The following is a 23,956-nucleotide window of genomic DNA, read 5'->3' on the forward strand; positions in this document are numbered from 1 at the left end:
CTAGAGTCCACTGAAGAGCCGTCCGAGACCAGGACGTTGATAGGCAGGGTGTGTAAGCGTTGTGAGGCGTTGAGCTAACCTGTACTAATGACTCGTGCGGCTTAACCATACAACCCAGATGGGTTTCGATAGATGGTTAAAGTAGATAAGTCTTGAAGATACCAGACTTGATTGAAGTGATTGACTCAATACAGCAAACGAATACCGGTCGCTTAGCTCAGCCGGGAGAGCACCTCCCTTACAAGGAGGGGGTCACTGGTTCGATCCCAGTAGCGACCACCACTTAATTTCGTTGAACAGCTTTCCGAATTGCTTGTTCTTGCCTGATGGCGGGAGCAAAACCGAATTTGCCTGGTGACATTAGTGCTGTGGTCCCACCTGATCCCATTCCGAACTCAGAAGTGAAACGCAGTCACGCCGATGGTAGTGTGGGGTCTCCCCATGTGAGAGTAGGTCATCGCCAGGCGCCAAATTTATGATTTTACTAGTTAAGTTAAATCAAAGTTTCGCTGATATGGCTCAGTCGGTAGAGCGCATCCTTGGTAAGGATGAGGTCCCCAGTTCGATTCTGGGTATCAGCACCATATTCGCAGCCACGCACTAAATGGCAGCAACAAAATTTGCTTGGAAACCATAGCGCTGTGGTCCCACCTGATCCCATTCCGAACTCAGAAGTGAAACACAGTAGCGCCGATGGTAGTGTGGGGTCTCCCCATGTGAGAGTAGGACATTTCCAAGCACCAAATCTGAAGAGGCCGATGCATAGCATCGGCCTTTTTCTTTGCTGTTTCCTAAATTTATTAGAGGCATCACGGCTGACTTTGACACCTATGGCCTTTTCAGGGCAGCAATGGCGTTAGTGGCAATTTTGCCGTTGGGGCCTTTGGTTTGATGATGCGGGCCTACTAAACATAGCTAAACGTTCAGGCATTGAATGCGCTGGGTTACAGGGAGTAGTAATGAGCGGCGTGGCGTTGGCTCCCGAATGCTTTGTATGTTGTTCGTAATCTGCTCTGTGCGCTTCATCTGTACTATGCTCGGTAAGATGTTTCGCGCAATGTGCCCACTTGGCAAAACGCCTCCCAAGGGAGGCGCTGTGTCAGATGAGTTCTTTTTGAATCTTATCTACGATTGGTGTGTTGGCATCAGGGAATTCGAGCTTATGGAGCTCAGAAATGTCGACCCAGGCCACCTCTTGGCCTTCAACTCCCCTTGCATCGCCGCTGAAGTCTTCAACCAGATGGATATCCAGAAATACCTGTTTATCTGGGTAATCGTGGCTGATTTGCATAAATGGCGCACTTGACGAAACATTCAGGTCAACTTCTTCTTTAAGCTCGCGGATAAGGGCGGCTGTGGTGCTTTCACCCGCTTCGACTTTGCCGCCGGGGAATTCCCATTTACCACCCTGATGCAAATGGCCGTGGCGCTTGGCCAGCAACACCTGCTGGCTGCGTTTAATTATCCCTACTGCTACATGAACGCGCTTAGTCATGCTGTTTTCTGATTACCTTTATTCGTTGAACGAGTCTTTGCCGGAAGGGTCTTTAAAGAAGTCTGCTTCATCGTAGCCAAGCTGGTCGAGCAGCTCTTCGCTGATATCATCTTTTACCGGGATGGCATGTTTTTCACTGGCCCAATCACCGAGATCGATAAGCTTGCAGCGTTCGCTGCAGAATGGCTTGAATGGAGACTCTGGCCCCCAGATGACCTGCGTTTGGCACTGAGGGCAGTTTACGGTTAGCGGCATGACCAAACCTCTTGTCTTTGTATCGCCTCGGGCATCGAGGATGCACGGGGGAAGAAAAGGGCTATGGTATAGTGTTCAGGCGCAGGTCGCCAGTTGAAAGGTAATGGTTTTGTCGCTGTGGCGTTGGTCATCAAAACGGACAAAATGGATGGCGTAACGGTTTTTGTGGCCGCTGATGGTAGGGTAGCAGCCTTGTGCTGCATCCAGTTTGACCCGGATAAGTGACAGTGCCTGAGCGTTGGTACCCTGAAAAAATCCGCCGGCAGCGGTGGCGTCCTGATAATCCGAGGTGCTGCGGATAAGTGATAGCAGTAGTTCTATCGGGGCAAGTAAGGGCATAAAGTGTGATGCCCATTGGCTGTATTCGTGGCTGCGTTCATCCCAGCTTTTTGCCAGCCAAAAATGCAGCTGGGGCAGGTCGAAGTTGCAGCAGGCACCCGCCATGCCGAATCTTTGCCTGAGGGCGCTTAAAAACCTGTCTTGCTTGAGCTCACTGCCGATACGTGATGGCGACTGCAACCCTTCGCGGCCTTTGGCCAATCCATCGATGTAGCCCTGGACTTCGTTTGAATCGACATGGGGGAGCCTTTGCCACTTGATAAGCACGGCGAGCTGTTTGTCGATTTCTTTGAGCAGGTCGCTGCGATAATCACAGCGCTCATTGAGGTCAAGCAGGGAAAACAGCGGGTAAAAGCAGCGCTGCTGATGGTCGTGTTCCAGATTATGACGCAACTGCTGGGCAAGGTATTCCAGCCGCAAATAACTGCGGATCTTCTCACTCAGGGGTTGTTCATAAATCAGTTCAGTCATGCTGCTTTTTTGATGCGGCGAGCTGTAAATAACGCTGATGGAGCGCAGTTACCTGCGACTCAAGCCCGGCAAAATCTTCCTTGTTATCTGTGTTGTTATTTATCACGTCGTCAGCTTTGGCAAGCCGTTCATCTCGGCTGATTTGGCTGGCGAGGATATTGGCGACCTGCGCTTCAGATACACCGTCCCGCCTGGCAGTGCGGCTGATTTGGCGCGAAGGCTCTACATCGACCACCAAGGTTCGATCCACTAACCTATCCAAGCCATTCTCAAATAGCAAGGGCACCACCAAAATTACATACTCAGAGGTGGCTTTCTTCGCCGCATCAAGCATTTCGCTGCGGATGATGGGATGAAGCAAACCGTTAAGCCAAAGTCGCTCGCCTGGTGCAGAGAACACCCTTTCGCGCAGAGCCTGCCGGTTAAGGCTGCCGTCTGGCAATAGCACACCTTCGCCAAAATGGTTCGCGATGGCGGCAAGCCCCTGTGTGCCCGGCATCACTACGTCTCGGGCGATGACATCGGCATCCACCAGAGTGATGCCTTTTTTGGCAAAGAGATTGGCGACCGTGGTTTTGCCGCTGCCGATACCGCCGGTAAGGCCAAGGATAAACTGAGACATCAGGGGGTCACCTTAAAGCGTGCCAAGATACCAGCTGACGATATCCTCACCCCAAATTAACGCAATCCAGCCAGCGGCGGCAATATAGGGCCCGAATGGGATGGGTTTTTCACGCTGATGGCGTTTGAAGATCATCATGCTGATGCCAACAATGGCGCCAACAAGGCTTGAAAGCAGGATGATAAGCGGCAGCATTTGCCAGCCAAACCAGGCACCCAAAAGCGCCATCAGCTTGAAGTCGCCATAGCCCATGCCTTCTTTGCCGGTAGTGAGTTTAAACAGCCAATAGACAGACCAGAGCGAGAGATAGCCGGCAATAGCGCCAATCAACGCATCGTTGAGGTTGGTAAAGATCCCATTGAAATTGAGGATAAGCCCAAGCCACAGCAGCGGCAGGGTGAGGCTGTCGGGCAGCAGCATTTCATCGAGATCGATACCCGACATGGCAATCAGACCAAAGCTCAGAAGCGCCGCTGCTGCAAATTGTGCCGTTGGGCCAAAATGCCAGGCAAGGGTTGCCACCATGGCGCCGGTCAGCGCTTCGATTATGGGGTAGCGCGCAGATATCGGATTTTTACAAGCTGCGCATTTGCCGCCGAGCATCACCCAGCCCAGCACGGGAATATTGTGCCAAGGCTTAATGCTCGCGCCACATTTGGGGCAGGCAGAGGTTGGGACTATCAGGTTATAGCGCGGCGGGTAGTTATCGATTGGCGCTTCCAGCGCCTTGGCACCGATTTGTTTGAAAACATCCGGGCGATACTCTTCGATAAAGGCATTGCACTCTGCCTGCCACTCACGCTTCATCATCACCGGCAGGCGGTGGATAACGACATTAAGAAAGCTGCCAATGGTGGCAGCGAAGATAAAGCTAAGTAAAACGAAGAGCCAGGAGTACTGGCTCATCAGAGTAAGAAATTCGGTCATTTTTCAGTGAGTACCGCAGCTTAAAGTTTTAATAGATTAACCTGATGATTTGAATAGATTAGCCTACAACGTTACCCATCTGGAAGATTGGCAGGTACATGCCAACAATGAGGCCGCCAACCAGGGTTCCGATGACCACCATCATGATGGGTTCAATCAGGCTTGAAAGACCATCAACGGCATCATCCACTTGCATCTCGTAAATATTGGCAATCTTGTTAAGCATGTTATCCAGTGAGCCAGATTCTTCGCCAATCATCACCATCTGAATCAGCATATCGGGAAACAGATTGACGGTACGCATAGCTACGTTCATCTGCATGCCCGCCATTACCTCGGTGCGGATTTTAAGCAGTGCTTTGCGGTACACCGCGTTGCCAGATGCTCCTGCAGCGGACTCCATGCCGTCAATCAAGGGCACACCTGCTGCAAAGGTGGTGGCGAGAGTACGGGCAAAACGAGCCATGGCGGCTTTATGCAAAATCTCACCAATCACGGGAATTTTAAGTACGAACTCATCCTGTCGGTCGCGGACGGCCTGAGAGTTACGATGTGCTCGAACGTAAAGCCAAATGGCGGCAACAATGGTAATGACGAAAAAGTACCAAGACGATTGTAGGAATCGGGACAGATTAATAATCATTTGGGTGAATGCAGGAAGTTCTGCACCGAAACCCTTAAAGATTTCCTCAAATTGCGGAACTACAAACAGCAGCAGCAGTGTGGTAACTGCTATAGCGACTACCACAACAGCAGCTGGATAGAACATGGCCTTTTTAATTTTTGACTTCAACGCTTCAGCTTTTTCTTTGTAGGTTGCGATGCGGTCAAATACTGTATCCAGCGCGCCAGAGTGCTCGCCTGCTGCTACCAGGTCTACATAGAGGTCATCGAAATAGATTCGATGGGGTCTTAATGCATCTGATAAGGGGATGCCTGCCTGAATATCGTTAAGGATAGTGCCAAGCAGCTCGCGCATTTTTGGTTTTTCATGGCCTTTGCCCAAAATGTCGATTGTAGTTACCAGGGGGACGCCAGCTGTCAACATAGTTGCTATCTGGCGGGTGACCATGGCAATGTCCATGGCGGTGATTTTTTTATTGCTTTTTCCAAAAAGACCGTCGGACTTTTTGCGAACCACCTTGGGGTTAATGCCTTGGTTTTTAAGGAGGGTCTTGATTTCGGCAACTGATGCACCGCGCAGTTCACCGCTGGATTTTTTGCCGTCGCGGTTCATGCCCTTCCACTCAAAGTTATATACCTTGGGAGCCTGTTTGACTGTGGGCTTTTTAGTCTTGCTGGCGGCTGCGGTTGCCATTTTGTTGCCTTCCTTAGAACCTGTTTGTTCTCTTTTTTATAGTACAGACTGCGATAAAAACACACTGAGCAGCAAATTGATAGCGCATAAATCAAGGTGCCAAGAAGTAGAACGCTTAAAACAAGCCATTCATACGTAAAATTAATATCAGAAACTGGTTACCCGGTTTACTTCGGTGATGCTGGTTACGCCCTGGGTAACTTTGAGAAGCCCGGACAGGCGTAAATCACGCACTCCCTGAGCCTTGGCCATGCGGGCAATTTCCAGCGAGTTGCCGCCTTCCATGATCACCCGCGCAATTTCATCGCTCATGGGCATGACTTCGTAAATACCGACGCGGCCCTTGTAGCCGCCGGAGCATAAGTCGCAGCCGCAAGGTTTATAAACTGTAAAGCCACTGGCAATTTGCTCAGGAGAAAATCCCAAGCGTTCAAGTTCATGCTCGGGTATTTCTTCAGGCTGCTTGCACTCGGGGCAGAGGCGGCGGGCAAGGCGCTGGGCAATAATCAAGTTCACCGAACTTGCGATGTTGTAACCTGGTACGCCCATGTTAAGGAGGCGTGTTAAGGTTTCAGCGGCCGAGTTAGTGTGCAGGGTCGAGAGCACAAGGTGGCCGGTTTGTGCGGCCTTAATGGCAATCTCAGCAGTTTCAAGGTCACGGATTTCCCCTACCATCACCACATCTGGGTCTTGGCGCAGGAAAGAGCGCAGGGCGGACGCAAAAGTAAGGCCCGCCTTGGTATTAATATGGACCTGGTTAACACCTTCCAAGTTAATTTCTACCGGGTCTTCAGCGGTGGAGATATTACGCTCTTCGGTATTAAGGATATTCAAACCCGTGTAAAGGGATACGGTTTTACCCGAGCCAGTGGGGCCGGTTACCAATATCATGCCCTGGGGTTTGGCGAGGTTGTCGAGATACAGCTGTTTTTGGTCTGGCTCATAGCCGAGCTTTTCGATACCAAGCTGGGCCGAGGATGAGTCCAGAATACGCATTACAATTTTTTCGCCCCAGAGTGTCGGCAGGGTGCTTACCCGAAAATCGATACTCTTGGTGCGACTGAGCTTCATCTTAATGCGGCCGTCCTGTGGCAGGCGGCGCTCGGCGATATCGAGCTTTGACATCACCTTTAAGCGGGCGGCAATGCGACCCGAGAGATTAATTGGCGGCTCAGATACTTCATGCAAGATGCCATCGATACGAAAACGGATGCGGTAACGCTTTTCGTAGGGCTCGAAGTGCAAATCCGATGCACCGCGGCGAATGGCATCGGTCAAAATCTTGTTGATGTAAATTACAATGGGCGCATCGTCGGCGCCTTCAGTCTCATTATCCTGACGCTTGTCGGTGTCAGTGACCTCAATTCCTGCAAGGGCTTCTTCATCGAGGCCACCTAAATCCAGCGCACTGATGTCTTCTTCAAGCACCTTCTCCAGTGCTTTGGCAAGCTTGTCGTCCTCCACCAAAATGGCTTCGGCGTGAAGGCCAGCTGAAAACTGGAAATCTTCCAGCGCTGCGATATTGGTTGGGTCTGAGGTGCCAATATAAAGCCGGTTGCCCCGCTTAAACAGCGGCAAGCAGCGGTGCTTTTCAATTAGTTTTTTATTGAGGAAGTCTTCAGGGATACTGCTGACATCAAATTCGGCTAGATCAAGTAGCGGCGTGCCATATTCTTCATAGCAGAGCTCGGCGATTTCCCGTGCTGACAAAAGTTTGCTGGTCACCAAGGTGGTGACCAGCGAATGCCGGTTTTTACGCGAAGTCGCGATGGCCTCCGAGAGCTGCTGTTCACTCAGCAGCCCCTTACGGATAAAGAGGGTCGATAATCCTAAGTGAAGGCCTGATGTCGGCATTTGTTACTAAACTTATAATGTTTATAGAGTACAATTTTTGATAGCAACTGCCCCAGTCCCAGAGATTTTACATGCCCATTGCAGCTCTCCAGTGGTGCCATTAGCAGATGGCGTTAAAGTTGCAGTGATACCGTCTACCGTATTCTCAATCGCACCTGTGGTTCCAGTTTTACAATAAGGAATAGCAGCTAAAGCTGTAACTGTAGCTGTTGCAGTTCGTGCATTGCAGTCGAGAGTACCTTCGACTGAATAGCGCTCACCAATTTTAATTTTTGAACCACTCATTGATGCAACTGCGTTTGTGGCGTTGGCCTTGGCCACGTAGTCTTTGTAAGCCGGCAGCGCGATGGCGGCCAGGATACCGATGATGGCTACTACGATCATCAGTTCGATCAGGGTGAAACCCTGGGCGTTCTTTTTGAAATTGATACCTTTCATTTCTCTCTCCGTTTGTTGCAATGCTGTGTTGGTTGCCGAGCTATGGTGTATGTTTAGCCGCTTAGCCATTTTCCTTCACAGCGCAAAAAAGTTGCCTTTGCCACCGGTTTAACCCTGCTTTGGTGTGCGCCTGCGGATTTCTGGCTGACTTTTTATGGTCAAACAGCACTCCGTTTATCCTCGTCGCTCTTTACGATCTCTACGATGCCTTTGTCTCTATGGTCTTTAGCTGAAAGCTGCGACCAAGAGCATTGAGGTCTCTTCGAGCGCTTCGAGGCGTGGGGCTCACTTGCCTTGGCCTGTTTCGCCGTTGCCTGTCAAAGGTGTAGTTCGACACCTGTTGCGAACATTGCATTGGCTGACTGCTTGGCTGAAGTTCAGATCTAGAATCTTGCGACTCTACCAGTTCTTCAACTTTGCACGACGTCTGCGCTGCTCGCTTGCCGCTTGGTCACCTTGGTTGCGCTTGTGTGGCAGAGGGTATCTGCATAACTCACGACGCCTTGGCGCTGCTGCGGTTTTTTGTTGCCCTTGGGCTGGTTTGCCTGTTGGCACCTGTGCCTTTGGGTTGAAGCCGAACATGGCCTTGGGGCTGTCTCGGTTTCAGGTGCTGCTTTAATGTGGTTGTCACCTCGTGTTTAGCTTGTGTTTAGCGCGCACGGGTAACGACCAACCTTTCAAACTGCACGTTTATCCGGTGGTGCTGCAAGCGTTTATGCTGTTCGCGCCAATTCGTTATGAACAGGCCTGTTGAATTTTGAACAACTAAGCACTGATCACTGAATCTTGGCGCGGCAGATAAGTGATGCTTTTTTGCACTGCCCGGCAAGGCCATTAAGCCTTGGGTAAAAGTTAGTACAAAGTTTGCGAAAATGAAACAGAAAATTGCACGAAAGTCGTGCCTATTCGCTTAATTTTTCTAAAGTAGTTTATTTGGCATACCGATTGTTCTAACAATTTTTTGACTGTGAGTAATTGCTTGACGCTTTTGTGTTTGAGGTCAAAATTCCGCCGCTCAAAATTCCTTCGCTGTGCGTGACAAAGCGTGACTGCTGCCGAGCCTGCTAATACTTTGGTGTTGGTTGTTGGCAGTGTTTTTGACTGGTATTTGGCTGAATTGTAGTGACGGCGTGATTTCGGTCATGTGGTCGCCTGCCGCTCCCTGTGTGCTTTATCCTTTACATACGGTGCGTGACGGCTTGTTGAGGCGTTGAAGAGGCGCCAGCTCAGCCGCTTAAGCGGGCAACAAGAAAAAGTGAAAAAGTTAAAAAGTGAAAAAGTTAACTGAGTCGCAGAAGTCGCGCGGGCTTAAATCTTTTTTGATTACTCAAAACAGGCTTGATTACACAAGCGGGCCCTGAAGGATTTCTGATGTCTCAGAACGAGGAGTGACTGGCGCATTGCCCGGGCATCTGCGCAGCTTCTGGCCCGTGAGCGCTCTGGCACATGGCAAGCACGCAGCAACAGATTATGCGTTTCAGTGATTTAAGCCCGGGCACTTTAAGCCAACTGCGCCCGGGCTATTTTCTATTTACGGATATCTTCTATTGATTGTTATCCCTATCTACGGGCGTCATTCGCGGATGTTGCAATGATTACTGCTTCAGCCGCAGCGACAAATCCAGTGCTCTCACATGCTTGGTGAGCGCGCCGACCGAGATAAAGTCTACACCGGTTTTGGCAAACTCGCCCAGGGTGTCGAGGGTCATGTTACCTGAGACTTCGAGCTTGGCGCCCGCGCCTTGCGATTTGTAGCCATCGTTGATGCTGACCGCTTCGAGCATCATGGTGATGTCGAAGTTGTCCAGCATGATGATATCGCTGCCGGCATTGAGCGCTTCGGTGAGCTCGGCGAGGGTTTCGACTTCCACTTCGACCGGCTTGTCCGGATGCAGAGTTCTGGCTTTGTCGATTGCGGCCTTGATACCGCCGCAGGCCATGATGTGATTCTCTTTAATAAGGAAAGCATCATACAGGCCGATTCGATGGTTTTTACCGCCGCCGCAGGTGACGGCATATTTTTGCGCGGTCCTGAGCCCCGGAATGGTTTTACGGGTATCGAGCAGGCGGCAATTGGTGCCGGCAAGCTTATCGACATAGATTTTGGTGAGGGTTGCCACACCAGAAAGCGTCTGGATGAAGTTCATCGCGGTGCGCTCGCCGGTGAGAATGGCGCGGGCGGGGCCGGACAGCTCACACAGCACCTGATTTGGCACCACTAAATCTCCGTCATCCACATGCCAGTGAATGGCGACTGTGCCGCCTAGCTGATTGAACACCTGTTCGGCCCAGGCTTTGCCGCAAAACACCCCTTCTTCACGGGTGATCAGGGTGGCTTCGGCAATTTTGTCTTCAGGAATAAGCTTGGCGGTAATGTCGGCATCGGGGCCGCCGTGGCCAAGATCTTCATCCAATGCCGCTTTGACGGCGAGTCTGATGTCATTTTCCAGCATGACGACTTCCTTGATAAGAGTGAACGCGTAACGGGCCAGCTGCGCGGCCCATGTATTGCCATAATGGCGAAAGAATATCACGGCATTGGTTGGGAAGGCAGTCCCTGTGTCTGCCTGAGGTTGCTCACGGCGCTGCGCCGTGCTGGTGTCGCAGGCTGAAATCGCTATAATATTCAGCTATTAGCACTCTAATTACCGCAGGGCGTACCCGAATGTCTGTCTGTTGGCGTGATGGTTGGCTGCTTGATGCGCGGGTATCACCTTCGCCTTTTTATAACGCAAGGCCGCTTGGCGAAGTGAGTTTGCTGGTTATTCATAATATCAGCCTGCCAGCCGGGCAATTTGGCCTGCCCTATATAGAGCAGCTGTTTAACGGCTGCCTTGATTGCTCGGTTGAGGCAAGCTTTGCCGATTTGCGTGGGCTTGAAGTGTCGGCGCATTTTCTTATCCGCCGCGATGGTGAGCTGGTGCAGTTTGTTTCCTGCGATGAGCGGGCCTGGCATGCCGGCGTTTCGCAGTTTGATGGCCGTAATGGCTGCAATGATTTTGCCGTAGGGGTTGAGCTGGAAGGCGCCGACACCACGCCTTTTACCGACGCCCAGTATCAGCAGCTGGTACTTTTGACCGCAAAGCTGATGGCCGCCTACCCACAGATAAGCCTTGAGCGTATTGTTGGCCATAGTGAGATTGCGCCCGGGCGAAAAACCGATCCGGGTCCGGCGTTCGACTGGCCAAGGTACCTGCACGCTGTTGCGGCCAGTTTAAAGAATGCGCCGCAGCTTGATGGTAAGGCTCAGCGCATAGACCTTAATGCTTCGCACATTGACGTTAATGCTTCTGCTGGCAAGGCTCAGGAAGAGGAGAAATAACATGGCACTGTTTTCATTATTGATGGCCATTCTTGCCGACCGGCTCAAACTCCTGCCTGAGTCATGGCAGTTTGATGCGATTCTGGCCCGGTTTCACCAGCGCCTGTGGCGCGATGACTTTACCGCCGCCCAAAGTGAAGGCGGTGCGGCGGCTGAAACAAGCACAGATACAGATAGAGATACAGATACAGGCATAGCTTCTGGTTCATATAACAATGCCGGCAAGGTTGCCGATGCGCGCATGCTGCAGGCGCTGCTGCTGCCGGCGCTACTGGTGCTTGCCGCGCTATGGTTCAGTCAGGGGCTGTTGTTTGGCGTTGTGACGCTCGCCATTTGGGTAACAGTGGCAATGGCTTGCTTCAGTCATCTAGATCAGCGCAACGCCTTTAAAAAGTACATTCAGGCCGCCTGTCGCGGCGATGTGCAGGCATGCTATCGCCATGGCGCCGAAATGGATTGCTCGGCAAGCCTCAATGCGGTCAGTGCGCCGGATTTGGGCTTAAAAGTTGGCCAGAGTGTGGCCTGGATTAACTACCGTTATTATGGTGCGGTGGCGCTGTATTTGTTGCTGCTTGGCCCGGTTGGCGCCGTGCTTTACTGCACCGTGCGCTTTTACGATAAAAAGGCCAGTGGTGCCGGGGTCACGCTGCCTTATGTTGATTCACTGCTGACCGTACTTGACTGGCTGCCCGCGCGTCTGGTGGCCTTTGGCTATTTACTTACCGGACAATTTCGCAGTGGCTTTGGTCGCTGGCGCAAGCTTGCCTTTGATGCGTCAACTCCGGCGCGCAGGCTGATTACCGAAACGGCCACCGAGGCCGAAACCATTCCCGAAGCATCCAGTGCGCCGGTTTGCCTGCAGCCGACTCTGGTGCTGCTTGGGCTCAGCAAACGTAACTTTGTGTTACTGCTGACCTTGTCGGCGCTCCTAACCATCTTTGGTGTGCTTGGCTGAGCCGACGGCAAAGGCTAGAGGTGAGAGTGTAGAGGCTAGATACTAGGCCCTGGAATCTAGGGCCTGGATTCTGGATTCTGAAGCCTCTCGGCGCCTTTCATAAATTGGTCTGACCCCATGGCCGCAAATTTCCGCTATGCTCTCAGGTCGTGGGTGATATCGATCACTGTATGGACAATAAAACTGTGATTTGATAAAGTGCGCTCACTCGCATAAATTGGTAAGACCAATTTACAAAGGAGCGCAAGGCCCACATGGCATATAGCAAAATCAACCAGCCGAAGATCTCTGATGTGATTATGCAGCAGCTAGAGCGCATGATCCTTGAGGGCAGTCTCAAGCCCGGCCAAAAACTCCCGCCCGAACGGGAGCTGGCTATTCAATTTGAAGTTTCCCGTCCGTCCCTGCGTGAAGCCATCCAGAAACTGGAGGCTAAAGGCCTGCTGATGCGCCGTCAGGGCGGTGGCACCTATGTCAAAGAACAGCTTTGGCAGAGCATGGCCGATCCTATCGTGGAGCTGATGCAAAGCGACACCGAAAGCCAGTACGACCTGCTTGAATTCCGTCATGCCACCGAAGGCATGATGGCTTACTTTGCCGCCCTGCGCGGTACCGATGCTGACATGCAGAACATCCAAAAGATGATCCAGGAAGTGGAAGAGGCGAAAGATACCGACGCCCAGGCCGCTGCCATTGTGCGTTTTTACCGCGCCGTGGCCGAAGCCTCCCACAACGTGGCCATGTTACATCTGGTTTTGAGTTTAACTCCGGTGCTGCACAAGAATGTGGCACAGAACCTGGAGCTTCTGAGCCGCCGCGAAGAAGCCTCCCGCATGGCAAACGAACACCGCAGAGCCCTGCTCGCGGCCATCGTTCGCCGCGATCCCGAAGCGGCCCGCGAAGCCTCCAACGAACACTTGAGTTACATCGAGGAAGTGATGTTGGCCGTGAGGGAAGAAGACAGCCGGTTGCAGCGCAGCCTGCGCCGATTAAAGAGTGGCGTCTGATTGCCGGATGGTGTTTACCAGTACCGCGCAAGCCGCTTTCCTATAAATATGTATAAATAAGGACAGTCTCATGTCTGAACCTATGCAAAAAAATTCAGTGCTACAAGACTTAGACCCAATCGAAACCCAGGAGTGGCTGGCGGCCCTCGAATCGGTTGTTCGTGAAGAAGGCGTGGAACGTGCCCAGTACCTGCTCGAGCAAGTGCTGGAACAGGCGCGTCTGGATGGCGTGGACATGCCAACCGGCATCACCACCAACTACGTGAACACCATTCCGCTGACCCAGGAACCCGCTTACCCAGGTGACATCACCATCGAGCGCCGTATCCGCTCCATCATCCGCTGGAACGCCATCATGATTGTGCTGCGCGCCTCCAAAAAGGATCTGGAACTGGGTGGCCACATGGCGTCGTTCCAGTCGGCAGCTGCCTTCTACGAAGTGTGTTTCAACCACTTCTTCCGCGCCCCTAACCACAAAGATGGCGGCGATCTGGTGTACTATCAGGGCCACATTGCCCCCGGTATTTACAGCCGCGCTTTCCTCGAAGGTCGTCTGACTGAAGAGCAGCTCGACAACTTCCGTCAGGAAGTGGACGGCAAGGGTATTTCCTCTTACCCGCACCCGAAACTCATGCCTGAGTTCTGGCAATTCCCGACCGTATCCATGGGTCTGGGTCCAATTTCTTCTATCTATCAGGCGCGCTTCCTCAAGTACCTGAACGGCCGTGGTCTGAAAGACACCACTGAGCAGCGCGTTTACGCCTTCCTCGGTGACGGTGAGATGGACGAGCCAGAAAGCCGCGGCGCGATTTCATTCGCTGCCCGTGAGAAGCTCGACAACCTGTGCTTCCTGGTGAACTGTAACCTGCAGCGTCTCGACGGCCCGGTAATGGGTAACGGCAAGATCATCCAGGAACTCGAAGGCCTGTTCAAAGGCGCGGGCTGGAACGTTATCAAGGTAGTGTGGGGCAGTGGCTGGGATAAGCTGCTCGCCAAAGACACCACCGGCAAGCTGCTGCAGCTGATGAACGAAACCGTTGACGGCGACTACCAGACCTTCAAGTCAAAAGACGGCGCTTACGTACGAGAGCACTTCTTCGGTAAGTACCCAGAGACTGCGGCGCTGGTTGCCGACATGACCGACGATGAAATCTTCGCCCTCAAGCGTGGCGGCCATGAGCCATCCAAGCTGTACGCGGCGTTCAAGTCGGCCCAGGAAACCAAGGGTCGTCCAACTGTTATCCTGGCCAAGACCGTAAAAGGTTACGGCATGGGCGAAGCTGCCGAAGGCAAGAACATCGCGCACCAGGTGAAGAAGATGGACATGACCCACGTAGCCAAGCTGCGTGACCGTCTGGGCGTGACTGACCTTGTCAGCGACGAAGCCCTGGTTAACCTGCCTTATATCAAGCTTGAAGAAGGCAGTGTTGAGCACAAGTACCTGCATGCGCGTCGTGAAGCCCTGCATGGCTACACGCCAAAGCGTCTGCCTAACTTCACCGGCGAGTTTATTGCCCCTGAACTGTCTGAGTTCCAGCCGCTGCTCGAAGAGCAGAAGCGTGACATTTCGACCACCATGGGCTTTGTTCGTACCCTGAACATCCTGCTCAAGGACAAGAACATCGGCAAAAACATCGTGCCTATCATCGCCGATGAAGCCCGTACCTTCGGTATGGAAGGTCTGTTCCGTCAGATTGGTATCTACAACCCTTACGGCCAGAACTACATTCCGGAAGACCGCGATATCGTGTCTTACTACAAAGAAGACACCTCAGGTCAGGTACTGCAGGAAGGTATCAACGAGCTCGGCGCCATGTCGTCATGGGTTGCCGCTGCCACCTCGTACAGCACCAACAACCTGCCGATGATCCCGTTCTACATCTACTACTCCATGTTCGGCTTCCAGCGTGTGGGCGATATGGCGTGGATGGCGGGCGACCAGCAAGCGCGCGGCTTCCTGTTGGGTGCCACCGCCGGTCGTACTACCTTGAACGGTGAAGGTCTGCAGCACGAAGATGGTCACAGCCACATTCTGGCCGGTACCGTACCTAACTGTATTTCTTACGATCCGACCTTCGCCTACGAAACCGCCGTGATCATTCAGGACGGTATCCGCCGCATGTATGGCAATCAGGAAAACGTGTTCTACTACCTGACCCTGATGAACGAAAACTACGCCATGCCAGCTATGCCTGCAGGCGCCGAGGAAGGCATCCGCAAGGGTATCTACAAGCTCGAAAGCCACGAAGGCAAGAAGGCTAAAGTTCAGCTGATGAGCTCAGGCACCATCATGAACGAAGTGCGTAAAGCCGCCGTGATCCTGGCTGAAGAATACGGTATCGGTTCAGACGTGTTCTCAGTGACCTCGTTCAACGAGCTGGCCCGTGACGGTCAGGACTGCGAGCGCTTCAACATGCTGCACCCAGAAGCCGACGCCCGCGTGCCTTACATTACCTCGGTGCTGGGTAACGAGCCTGCCATCGCCGCGACCGACTACATGAAGAATTACGCCGAACAGGTACGTGCCTTCATGCCAAGCGTGTCTTACAAGGTGCTGGGTACCGATGGTTTCGGTCGCTCCGACAGCCGCGCCAACCTGCGTCGTCACTTCGAAGTGAACGCCGGTTACGTGGTGGTGGCTGCCCTGAACGAGCTGGCCAAGCGCGGTGACATCGAGAAATCTGTGGTGGTTGCGGCCATCAAGAAGTTCGATATCGACACCGAGAAGATGAACCCACTTTACGCGTAAGAGACGAGACAATGGCAATCGAAATTCATGTACCCGATATCGGCACAGATGAAGTCGAAGTGACCGAGATCCTGGTCAAGGTGGGTGATTCCATCACAGCCGATCAGTCGCTGATCACCGTAGAAGGTGACAAGTCTTCCATGGAAGTACCGGCTCCCAAGGCAGGTGTGGTCAAGGAAATTAAAATTGCGGTGGGCGACAAGGTCGCCACCGGCTCGCTGATCATGATGTTTGAAGGCGAGCAGGCTGTTGCCGCTCCGGCAGCTGCTGCTCCGGCTCCTGCGGCCCAGGCCGCAGCGGCAGCACCGGTTGCTGCAGTAGCCGCACTGAAAGATGTGTTCGTGCCCGACATCGGCGGTGACGAAGTAGAAGTCACTGAAATCCTCGTCAAAGTCGGCGACAGCATCAGCAACGAGCAGGCGCTTATCACAGTAGAAGGCGACAAGGCCTCTATGGAAGTGCCAGCGCCGTTCGCCGGTGTGCTGAAAGAAATCAAGGTCGCCACCGGTGACAAGGTAGCCACCGGCTCCCTTATCATGGTGTTCGAGACCCAGGCTGCATCTGCTGCCCCTGTGGCCGCTGCTGCCGCGCCAGCTCCGGTTGCCGCCGCGCCAGTGGCTGTTGCCGGCGGTGACAAAGACATTCAGGTGCCGGACATCGGCGGCGATGAAGTGGAAGTGACCGAAGTGCTGGTGAAGGTAGGCGACACAGTTGCTGCCGACCAGTCACTGCTGACCGTGGAAGGCGACAAGGCCTCCATGGAAGTGCCAGCGCCATTTGCCGGTACCGTGAAAGCCATCAAGGTGGCGGCGGGTGATAAGGTGTCTACCGGTTCACTGATTATGGTGTTCGAAGTCGCAGGGAATCCTGTGAAGGGGGCTGCTCCTGCTGCCGCGCCAGCTGCGCCTGTAGCTCAGGCCGCTGCACCAGCTGCTGCTGCCCCCGTTGCTTCAGGCGCCAATGCCCAGGCTCAGGCTCCGTCTCAGTCTCAGTCTCCAGGCAAGACCTGCGAGTTCGTGGAAAACCACGAGTACGCCCACGCGTCACCGGTTATCCGTCGTCTGGCCCGCGAGTTTGGTGTTAACCTCGCCAAGGTCAAGGGTACAGGTCGCAAGGGCCGTGTGGTGCGCGAAGACGTGCAGTCGTACATTAAAGAAGCACTCAAGCGTCTCGAGTCTGGCTCAGCCACCGCTGCTGCGGGCGCTGCCTCTGGTGCTGGTCTGAACCTGCTGCCATGGCCTAAGGTCGACTTCAGCAAGTTTGGTGAAGTTGAAACTCAGCCGCTGTCACGCATCAAGAAGATCAGTGGTGCCAACCTGCACCGCAACTGGGTGATGATCCCCCATGTGACTCAGTTTGATGAGGCCGATATCACCGAGCTTGAAGATTTCCGCAAGGCGCAAAACGCCGAAGAAGCCAAGCGCGATACCGGCATGAAGATCACCCCACTGGTGTTCATCATGAAAGCCGTGGCCAAGTCACTGGAAGCCTTCCCATCGTTCAACGCGTCTCTGTCAGAAGACGGCGAGAGCCTCATTCTGAAGAAATACATCAACATCGGCATTGCGGTGGATACCCCCAATGGTCTGGTGGTACCTGTGGTACGCGATGTGAACAAGAAAGGCATCTATGAGCTGTCCCGCGAGCTGGCCGAGATCTCCAAGAAGGCCCGCGCCGGTAAGCTGACCGCCTCTGATATGCAGGGCGGCTGCTTCACCATCTCCAGCCTGGGTGGCCTTGGCGGCACCTCGTTCACTCCAATCGTGAACGCGCCGGAAGTGGGTATTCTCGGTGTGTCCAAGTCTGAGATGAAGCCGAAGTGGAATGGCAAAGAATTTGTGCCGCGCCTGATGCTGCCGCTGTCGCTGTCGTACGATCACCGGGTGATCGACGGCGCCGAAGGTGCCAAGTTCACCACCTTCTTAAGTGGTGTACTGTCAGACATACGCAAACTCGTTCTGTAACCGTAAAGGCTGTCCCTGCTGGGACAGCCTTTTTATTGTGATCCGCGTCCAACGCGGGTTAAAATGCGGCCACCTTACAAGCGGGCCGGATAGTTGGTTTAAAAAGTTGTCTCCCTCAAATGCTTGAGCAATTTTTTAAACAACGGAATGAAGAAAAATTCAGAGGAAAACATGAGTAATCAAATCAAAACTCAGGTAGTAGTGTTGGGTGCGGGCCCTGCGGGTTATTCCGCTGCTTTCCGTGCAGCCGACCTTGGTCTGGAAACCGTTATCATCGAGCGCTTCAGCACCCTGGGTGGCGTGTGTCTGAACGTGGGTTGTATCCCATCAAAGGCCCTGCTGCACATTGCCAAAGTGATTGAAGAAGCCAAAACTGCTGCCGATCACGGCGTAGTATTCGGCGAGCCAAGCATCGATATCGACAAACTGCGCGGCTACAAAGAGAAAGTGATCAGCCAGCTGACCGGTGGTCTGGGTGGCATGGCCAAGATGCGTAAAGTGCAGGTTGTAAACGGTCTGGGTAAATTCACCGGCCCGAACAGCATCGAAGTGACCGGTGCCGATGGCGCCGTGACCGTTGTTAACTTCGACAACGCCATCATCGCTGCCGGTTCACGTCCAATCCAGCTGCCATTCATTCCTCACCACGACCCACGCATTTGGGACTCTACCGATGCGCTGGAACTGAAAGAAGTGCCTAAAAAGCTGCTGGTGATGGGCGGCGGTATCATTGGTCTGGAAATGGGTACTGTGTACCATGCGCTGGGCAGTGACATCGACGTGGTTGAAATGTTCGACCAGGTTATCCCAGCTGCCGACAAAGACGTGGTGAAGGTTTACACCCGTAAGATCAGCAAGAAATTCAACCTGATGCTCGAAACCAAAGTGACCGCTGTTGAAGCGAAAGACGATGGTATCTACGTATCAATGGAAGGCAAGAAGGCCCCGACTGAGCCTGTGCGTTACGACGCCGTGCTGGTGGCCATCGGCCGTACTCCTAACGGCAAGCTGCTTGATGCAGAAAAAGCCGGCGTGAACGTAGATGAGCGCGGTTTTATCAAGGTAGACAAGCAACTGCGCACCAACGTGCCACACATCTTCGCCGTAGGCGACATCGTGGGTCAGCCAATGCTGGCGCACAAAGGTGTGCATGAAGGCCACGTGGCTGCCGAAGTGATCTCTGGTCTGAAGCACTTCTTCGATCCTAAGGTTATCCCATCTATCGCTTACACCGACCCTGAAGTGGCGTGGGTAGGTCTGACCGAGAAAGAAGCCAAAGAGAAAGGCATCGCTTACGAAACTGCGACCTTCCCATGGGCTGCTTCCGGCCGCGCCATCGCCTCTGATGCCAGCGACGGTATGACCAAGCTGATTTTCGACAAAGAGACTCACCGTGTTATCGGTGGTGCCATCGTTGGTGTGAACGGCGGCGAGCTGCTGGGCGAAATCGGTCTGGCTATCGAAATGGGCTGTGATGCCGAAGACATCGCGCTGACCATCCACGCTCACCCAACTCTGCATGAGTCTGTGGGCCTGGCTGCGGAAGTATACGAAGGTTCTATCACCGACCTGCCAAACCCAAAGGCAAAAAAGAAGTAATTTTCTGATCTGCCACAAAAAAGACGCCTTTAGGGCGTCTTTTTTTTATCCCGCCATTTGTGAAAGCTGTGAAAAATATGTAATCATCTTAGAGCCTTGGGCAAACAGGATTTTTGGGGATTTTCGGAGCTGGCCTGAGCGTATTTGCTTACTATGATAATAAAAACCATACAGTTTCTGCTGCTTTGTTTGTGCTTGTGGTTGCCCGGCATAGGTGCAAGCCACGGGAGTGATTTTGTCCAGCGGGTGTTCGACAGCCGCGACGGTCTCTCCAACAGCATGATCAATGCCATTGCCTTTGATAGCTATGGATTTGTCTGGGTTGCCACCGAAGACGGCCTGTTTCGGGTCAGTAAAACCCTGGTACGCCGGATAGATACCAATCAGGGCGCGCACCGGGTTGAAGATTCTTATTTCTACGATGTGATTGCCGCCGGGCAGGAATACCTGCTGCTGAGCCTGTCTGAAACCTTATACCGCTATCACATTCCCACTGATACTTTTGAGCAGCTCGGTCAGGGCGACCTTGCCGCCGGTTTTGATGGCGGTGGCATAGTGGGCCGCAGCTGGATAGACGACCACACCCTGCTGCTTCTGACCAGCAAGAGCCAGATAATCAAGCTTAATGTGCAAAGCTGGAAGTTTGAAAAACTGGTGCAGTTACAGCACGATGCCGATGTGCCATGGGACAAAATCCTCTACCTCAACGACGGCACCATGTTGCTTGGCAAGCCATACCATCTGGAGCTCAGAAGCTCCAGTGGTGAAAAGCTGACGGACTTACCCTGGGTTGAAGCCTCCGGGCAGGGCAAACGGATTTTTCGCGATAAATCCGGACGGGTGTGGCTTACCTCCAGCGAGGGGCTGTTTGAAATCGATGTGCCCAACCAGCAAATCCATGCCGTGCCCGAAGTGCCTTATTACGTCACTACCATTGCCGAAGATGGTAAAGGCAATCTGTGGCTCTCCAGCCGCGAGGGCATGCTCAAGTGGGAGCGTGATAAACGCGTCGTCACCCAGCTGGAACGCAATCTGCGTAACCTTGCCAATATCGACCATGTCACCGACATCGCCATCGATAAAAATGGTCTGGTGTGGATTGGCGGCGCGGGCGATGGCCTGGTGCTGGCGGTGGACAGCCCTGAGTTTGTCAAAGACAGCTTCAGCGCAGAGGCACCTTACCATCTGGGCAATGAAGTGGTGTGGTCTATCTATTCTGAAGGCGAGCATTACTGGTTTGGCTCCGATGGCGGCATTATCCATGTGATGGATGGCAAACCCGGCTCTACCCTCCATGTACCCGACGAGTTTGAAGCCAACGACAGCGTTTACAGCATCAGCTCTCTCAATGCCGATTATTTGCTGGCGGCAACCACCAACGGCCTGTTTGTGCAGAATAAACATAGCGGCGAAACCAAACGTTTTGCCGAGTGGAGCCACGGCACTGAGTCGCTTAAGCGCAAGTGGATTTACAACGTCTATAAAGATCCGGCCATCCCCGGGCGGATTTGGTTTTTAACCTCCACCGGGCTTTACTACTGGCAACCTGGCGAAACCGATCCGCAGGAATTTGCCATTCAAAGCCGCAGCGGGCATAAGCAGCAGCCGTCCATTTATTCAATGCTCCGCGCCAGCGATGGCAAGCTGTGGATTGGCGGCGTGGACGAGTTTGGCTATATCGACCCTGACGGCTACTTTATCGATAAAAAAGAAATGCTTGAGGGCTATCGCAGCGGTCTGAATGTCGGCCAGCTTGCCGAAATCAGCCCCGGCACTCTGTGGATTGGCACCTCGATGTTCGGTGTGCTCGAGTATCAGCAGGCAAGCGACAGCATCCACTCGTTGAAAGACGCATGGAACCTGAGCTGTTACATCAATTACGGCATCCAGGAAACCAGTGATTACCGCATCATGCTGTGCCCCCGCTCTCTGGTGCGCCAGCACAAGCAAAGTGGCGCCGTGCAGGTGTTTACCTCGGAAGATGGCCTGCATGCGGGCGAACTGAACGAGGGCGCGTATTTCTACGATCCGGCCAAGGGCTTGCTGCTTGGCAGCTCAAACGGGGTCAAGCTGATTGATGTCGATGCGCTGCAAAACCGCATCTCCGATGACAGGGTGTATCTTGAATCTGTGATGGTCTACTACGACGACCGCATTGAAAAGTCGCTTATTCCGGGCAACACCAGCCGGCTTGAACCCGGCGCACGGATGATCACCCTGCAATTGACCAGCAACGATTATCTCGATGATTCGCCGATTCAATTCCGTTACCGCATGATGCGTCACGGTCAGGCTCAGGCAGATAAATACCTGCAATTCGATGGTCAGTCACAGCTCAATCTGTCGGGCCTCGGGGCAGGTGAAGTGGATTTGGAAGTGCTCAGCAAGCACAACGATGTGTGGTCGCAGGAGCCCTTTGTGCACCATATCGAGGTGAGGCTGCACCTGTGGGAAACGCGCTGGTTCAGGTGGCTGCTTATCCTGGCGCTGATGGCCCTGACGCTGATGATAGTGCTCATTCGCCAAAAGCAGGTCAGCCGTTTTCGTGCCATCAACACGGCGCTGCAGGAGAGCGAAGACAGGCTGCGCCAGTCGCTGCGCGGCAGTGATTCAGATCTTTGGGTGTGGACGCGTAAAAACAACCAGTTTTACCTTGATAACCGCAACGGCGTGCTGTCGGGCAGCGATGACGTGCTGATAGTGCCGCTCGATGGTTTCCCTATCCATGCCGACGACAAGGAGCGGGTGCTGAATCAATGGTTTGCCGTGGTCAATGGCGAGATTGAGCGCTTCGATGCCGAGTACCGCTTCCAGCGTAAAACCGGCGCCTGGGGCTGGCTCAGGGTACGCGGCCGCCCAAGTCAGATTAACCGCGAAACCGGCGAAATCGAAAAAATCAGCGGGATCTACAGCGACATCACCCAGCATAAGGCGCTGCAGAACGAAGTGGATTTGTTGGCGCAGGCGTTCGAAAACACCTCCGAAGGCGTGCTTATTCTCGATGCCGACGAGCAAATCAAGGTCGCCAACCGCGCGGCGCAGACCATTCTTGGGGTCAATTCGGCTCAGCTTGGCGGGCGCAAATTTATCACCCTGCTGACCGAGCACGGTGGTAATCGCGCCGAGATAGCCGGGCTGCTCGATGGTGGCATGAGCTGGACCGGTGAGCGGGAGCTTCGCATCGCCAAAGGCCAGGTGTGCCCCGTGTGGCTGAACGTGTCGGCCATGTTGGGCCTTAATGGCAAAATTCAGCATTACGTGGTGGTGTTTTCTGACATCACAGAGCGTAAACGCAGCGAAGCGGATTTACGCCGCCTTGCCAACTATGACGTGCTCACCGGCCTGCCAAACCGCTCACTGTTTGCGGCAAGGCTTAACCAGTCAATTCACAAGGCGACCCTGAAAGAAGAAAAGCTGGCGCTGATGTTCCTGGACCTCGACCGCTTCAAGCACGTTAACGACTCCTTCGGTCACAGCATGGGCGATGCGCTGCTGGTGGAAGCGGCGGCGCGGCTGCAGTCTTGTATCGACCCGGAAAATACCCTCTGCCGCTTTGGCGGCGACGAATTTGTGGTGCTGGTTCAGGGGGCGCAGGTCGATACCCTCAATCATCTGGCCAACGCCATGCTCGAGCAAATCGAGACCCCGTTCAAACTGTTTGGCCGCGAGTTTTTTATCTCCACCAGTATCGGCATTGCCATCTGGCCCGATGATGCCCGCCAGCCGGAGGCGCTGATTAAAAACGCCGATTTGGCCATGTATCACGCCAAGGAAGAGGGGCGCGGTAACTTCCAGTACTACTCGCAGGAGCGCAATGCCGAGGCGCTGTACCATTTACGCCTCGAGGCAGATTTGCGTAAAGCGCTGGAAAACGATGAGTTTTATCTCTGCTATCAGCCGCAAATCGATGTGAACGCCAGTAACGGCGTGGTGGGTATGGAGGCGCTGCTGCGCTGGAAACATCCAAAAGATGGCTTGGTGCGCACCGATGTGTTTATCAGGGTGGCGGAGGCTTGCGGCCTGGTTATTGATTTGGATAAGTGGGTGCTGCTGCGGGCCTGCAGCGATGGCGCGCGCTGGGCGGCCATGCTCGATAAGCCGTTTAAGCTGTCGGTCAATGTGTCGGCGGTGCATTTCCGTCAGCCGGATTTTATCGACCATCTCAAACAGACCCTCAGCGACACCGGCATGCCGGTGTCCTGTCTGGCGCTGGAGATAACCGAAGGCGTGCTGATGAAAGAACTGCAGGTGGCCAGGCCCCATCTGCAGCAGCTGAAGGAAATGGGCGTGCAGGTTGCCATTGATGACTTTGGCACCGGCTACTCGTCACTTGCCTATCTGCGCCATTTCGATGTCAACGTGCTTAAGATTGACCGCTCCTTCCTGATGGATATAGCCGATAACCCGGCGGATCAGGCGATTGTGTCGAGTATTATCGAGCTTGCCCGCAACCTTAAGCTCGAAGTGGTGGCCGAAGGGGTTGAGACCGAAGAGCAGCTGACACAGGTATCGGAGCGGGGCTGCCATATTATTCAGGGCTATTATTTTGCCAAGCCCATGCCCCGTGAGGAGCTCGATGCCTACCTCGGGCTTGGGTGATTGACGCAGGTCTGATGAGTGTGCGTCAGGCTGAAAAATAAC

At 53.6% G+C, this 23,956-nt stretch carries 15 protein-coding genes, 2 tRNA genes, 3 rRNA genes and 1 pseudogene; 12 read left to right on the forward strand and 9 right to left on the reverse strand.

Features of this window, described 5'->3' with window-relative positions; translation table 11 throughout:
- From KJI95_RS05575 to rrf (KJI95_RS05595), 5 genes are all read left to right on the forward strand, one after another.
- Positions 1-109: ribosomal RNA gene (locus KJI95_RS05575) — 23S ribosomal RNA — on the forward strand; the annotation flags it as partial.
- A 97-nt stretch (positions 110-206) separates the two neighbouring features.
- Positions 207-282 (forward strand) — tRNA-Val (locus KJI95_RS05580).
- 68 nt (positions 283-350) lie between these two features.
- A 5S ribosomal RNA gene (gene rrf / locus KJI95_RS05585) occupies positions 351-466 on the forward strand.
- Positions 467-508: 42 nt separating this feature from the next.
- Positions 509-584: transfer RNA gene (locus KJI95_RS05590), tRNA-Thr, on the forward strand.
- A gap of 39 nt (positions 585-623) precedes the next feature.
- Positions 624-739, forward strand: a 5S ribosomal RNA gene (gene rrf / locus KJI95_RS05595).
- Positions 740-1,099: 360 nt separating this feature from the next.
- Here rrf (KJI95_RS05595) and mutT read toward each other — a convergent pair.
- The 9 genes from mutT to nadC all read right to left on the reverse strand — a co-directional run bounded on the left by mutT (position 1,100) and on the right by nadC (position 10,172).
- On the reverse strand, positions 1,100-1,495 hold the full coding sequence (mutT, locus tag KJI95_RS05600; protein ID WP_214506211.1) for an 8-oxo-dGTP diphosphatase MutT: 396 nt from the start codon (positions 1,493-1,495) through the stop codon (positions 1,100-1,102).
- Positions 1,496-1,513: 18 nt separating this feature from the next.
- Complete coding sequence (yacG, locus tag KJI95_RS05605; protein WP_214506212.1) at positions 1,514-1,750, reverse strand: DNA gyrase inhibitor YacG; 237 nt, start codon at positions 1,748-1,750, stop codon at positions 1,514-1,516.
- 75 nt (positions 1,751-1,825) lie between these two features.
- A complete protein-coding gene (gene zapD / locus KJI95_RS05610; RefSeq protein WP_214506213.1) occupies positions 1,826-2,560 on the reverse strand; it encodes a cell division protein ZapD in 735 nt (244 codons plus the stop codon).
- Positions 2,553-3,182, reverse strand: a complete 630-nt coding sequence (coaE, locus tag KJI95_RS05615) for a dephospho-CoA kinase (RefSeq protein ID WP_214506214.1) — start codon at positions 3,180-3,182, stop codon at positions 2,553-2,555. The genes zapD and coaE overlap by 8 nt, the downstream gene beginning before the upstream one ends.
- 12 nt (positions 3,183-3,194) lie before the next feature.
- Entirely contained in the window at positions 3,195-4,109 is a 915-nt protein-coding gene (locus tag KJI95_RS05620; RefSeq protein WP_214506215.1) for a prepilin peptidase, read from the reverse strand.
- A gap of 58 nt (positions 4,110-4,167) precedes the next feature.
- Entirely contained in the window at positions 4,168-5,427 is a 1,260-nt protein-coding gene (locus tag KJI95_RS05625) for a type II secretion system F family protein (RefSeq protein WP_214506216.1), read from the reverse strand.
- A 147-nt stretch (positions 5,428-5,574) separates the two neighbouring features.
- Positions 5,575-7,281, reverse strand: coding sequence for a type IV-A pilus assembly ATPase PilB (pilB, locus tag KJI95_RS05630; protein WP_214506217.1), 1,707 nt, complete (start codon positions 7,279-7,281; stop codon positions 5,575-5,577).
- A 21-nt stretch (positions 7,282-7,302) separates the two neighbouring features.
- Positions 7,303-7,719, reverse strand: coding sequence for a pilin (locus KJI95_RS19640; RefSeq protein WP_214506218.1), 417 nt, complete (start codon positions 7,717-7,719; stop codon positions 7,303-7,305).
- Between the two features lie 1,595 nt (positions 7,720-9,314).
- Entirely contained in the window at positions 9,315-10,172 is an 858-nt protein-coding gene (gene nadC, locus KJI95_RS05640) for a carboxylating nicotinate-nucleotide diphosphorylase (RefSeq protein ID WP_214506219.1), read from the reverse strand.
- Positions 10,173-10,384: 212 nt separating this feature from the next.
- Between nadC and ampD the strand changes: the two are divergent.
- From ampD to KJI95_RS05675, 7 genes and pseudogenes are all read left to right on the forward strand, one after another.
- Positions 10,385-10,924 (forward strand): annotated as a pseudogene (gene ampD, locus KJI95_RS05645) (1,6-anhydro-N-acetylmuramyl-L-alanine amidase AmpD); the annotation flags it as partial.
- A 118-nt stretch (positions 10,925-11,042) separates the two neighbouring features.
- Entirely contained in the window at positions 11,043-11,996 is a 954-nt protein-coding gene (ampE, locus tag KJI95_RS05650) for a beta-lactamase regulator AmpE (protein ID WP_214506221.1), read from the forward strand.
- Between the two features lie 254 nt (positions 11,997-12,250).
- On the forward strand, positions 12,251-13,003 hold the full coding sequence (gene pdhR / locus KJI95_RS05655; protein WP_214506222.1) for a pyruvate dehydrogenase complex transcriptional repressor PdhR: 753 nt from the start codon (positions 12,251-12,253) through the stop codon (positions 13,001-13,003).
- A 70-nt stretch (positions 13,004-13,073) separates the two neighbouring features.
- Positions 13,074-15,752, forward strand: a complete 2,679-nt coding sequence (gene aceE / locus KJI95_RS05660) for a pyruvate dehydrogenase (acetyl-transferring), homodimeric type (protein ID WP_214506223.1) — start codon at positions 13,074-13,076, stop codon at positions 15,750-15,752.
- An 11-nt stretch (positions 15,753-15,763) separates the two neighbouring features.
- A complete protein-coding gene (gene aceF / locus KJI95_RS05665; RefSeq protein WP_214506224.1) occupies positions 15,764-17,716 on the forward strand; it encodes a pyruvate dehydrogenase complex dihydrolipoyllysine-residue acetyltransferase in 1,953 nt (650 codons plus the stop codon).
- 171 nt (positions 17,717-17,887) lie between these two features.
- Positions 17,888-19,315: a dihydrolipoyl dehydrogenase gene (gene lpdA, locus KJI95_RS05670; protein WP_214506225.1), complete on the forward strand. Its 1,428-nt coding sequence runs from the start codon at positions 17,888-17,890 to the stop codon at positions 19,313-19,315.
- Positions 19,316-19,468: 153 nt separating this feature from the next.
- Positions 19,469-23,914 carry an EAL domain-containing protein gene (locus KJI95_RS05675; protein WP_214506794.1) on the forward strand — a complete coding sequence of 1,482 codons (4,446 nt, stop codon included), beginning with the start codon at positions 19,469-19,471 and terminating at the stop codon, positions 23,912-23,914.
- Positions 23,915-23,956: the final 42 nt, after the last annotated feature.

Origin of the sequence: Shewanella jiangmenensis (genome assembly GCF_018596335.1) — a bacterium.
Classification (GTDB): domain Bacteria; phylum Pseudomonadota; class Gammaproteobacteria; order Enterobacterales; family Shewanellaceae; genus Shewanella; species Shewanella jiangmenensis.

Excerpts from the sequence above, each read along its gene's own strand:
- pdhR (WP_214506222.1), top strand. The coding sequence starts at position 12,251 with ATGGCATATAGCAAAATCAACCAGCCGAAGATCTCTGATGTGATTATG.
- aceF (WP_214506224.1), top strand. The coding sequence starts at position 15,764 with ATGGCAATCGAAATTCATGTACCCGATATCGGCACAGATGAAGTCGAA.
- yacG (WP_214506212.1), bottom strand. The coding sequence starts at position 1,750 with ATGCCGCTAACCGTAAACTGCCCTCAGTGCCAAACGCAGGTCATCTGG.
- pilB (WP_214506217.1), bottom strand. The coding sequence starts at position 7,281 with ATGCCGACATCAGGCCTTCACTTAGGATTATCGACCCTCTTTATCCGT.
- KJI95_RS19640 (WP_214506218.1), bottom strand. The coding sequence starts at position 7,719 with ATGAAAGGTATCAATTTCAAAAAGAACGCCCAGGGTTTCACCCTGATC.
- nadC (WP_214506219.1), bottom strand. The coding sequence starts at position 10,172 with ATGCTGGAAAATGACATCAGACTCGCCGTCAAAGCGGCATTGGATGAA.
- KJI95_RS05625 (WP_214506216.1), bottom strand. The coding sequence starts at position 5,427 with ATGGCAACCGCAGCCGCCAGCAAGACTAAAAAGCCCACAGTCAAACAG.
- coaE (WP_214506214.1), bottom strand. The coding sequence starts at position 3,182 with ATGTCTCAGTTTATCCTTGGCCTTACCGGCGGTATCGGCAGCGGCAAA.
- zapD (WP_214506213.1), bottom strand. The coding sequence starts at position 2,560 with ATGACTGAACTGATTTATGAACAACCCCTGAGTGAGAAGATCCGCAGT.
- KJI95_RS05620 (WP_214506215.1), bottom strand. The coding sequence starts at position 4,109 with ATGACCGAATTTCTTACTCTGATGAGCCAGTACTCCTGGCTCTTCGTT.
- lpdA (WP_214506225.1), top strand. The coding sequence starts at position 17,888 with ATGAGTAATCAAATCAAAACTCAGGTAGTAGTGTTGGGTGCGGGCCCT.
- aceE (WP_214506223.1), top strand. The coding sequence starts at position 13,074 with ATGTCTGAACCTATGCAAAAAAATTCAGTGCTACAAGACTTAGACCCA.
- mutT (WP_214506211.1), bottom strand. The coding sequence starts at position 1,495 with ATGACTAAGCGCGTTCATGTAGCAGTAGGGATAATTAAACGCAGCCAG.
- KJI95_RS05675 (WP_214506794.1), top strand. The coding sequence starts at position 19,469 with ATGATAATAAAAACCATACAGTTTCTGCTGCTTTGTTTGTGCTTGTGG.
- ampE (WP_214506221.1), top strand. The coding sequence starts at position 11,043 with ATGGCACTGTTTTCATTATTGATGGCCATTCTTGCCGACCGGCTCAAA.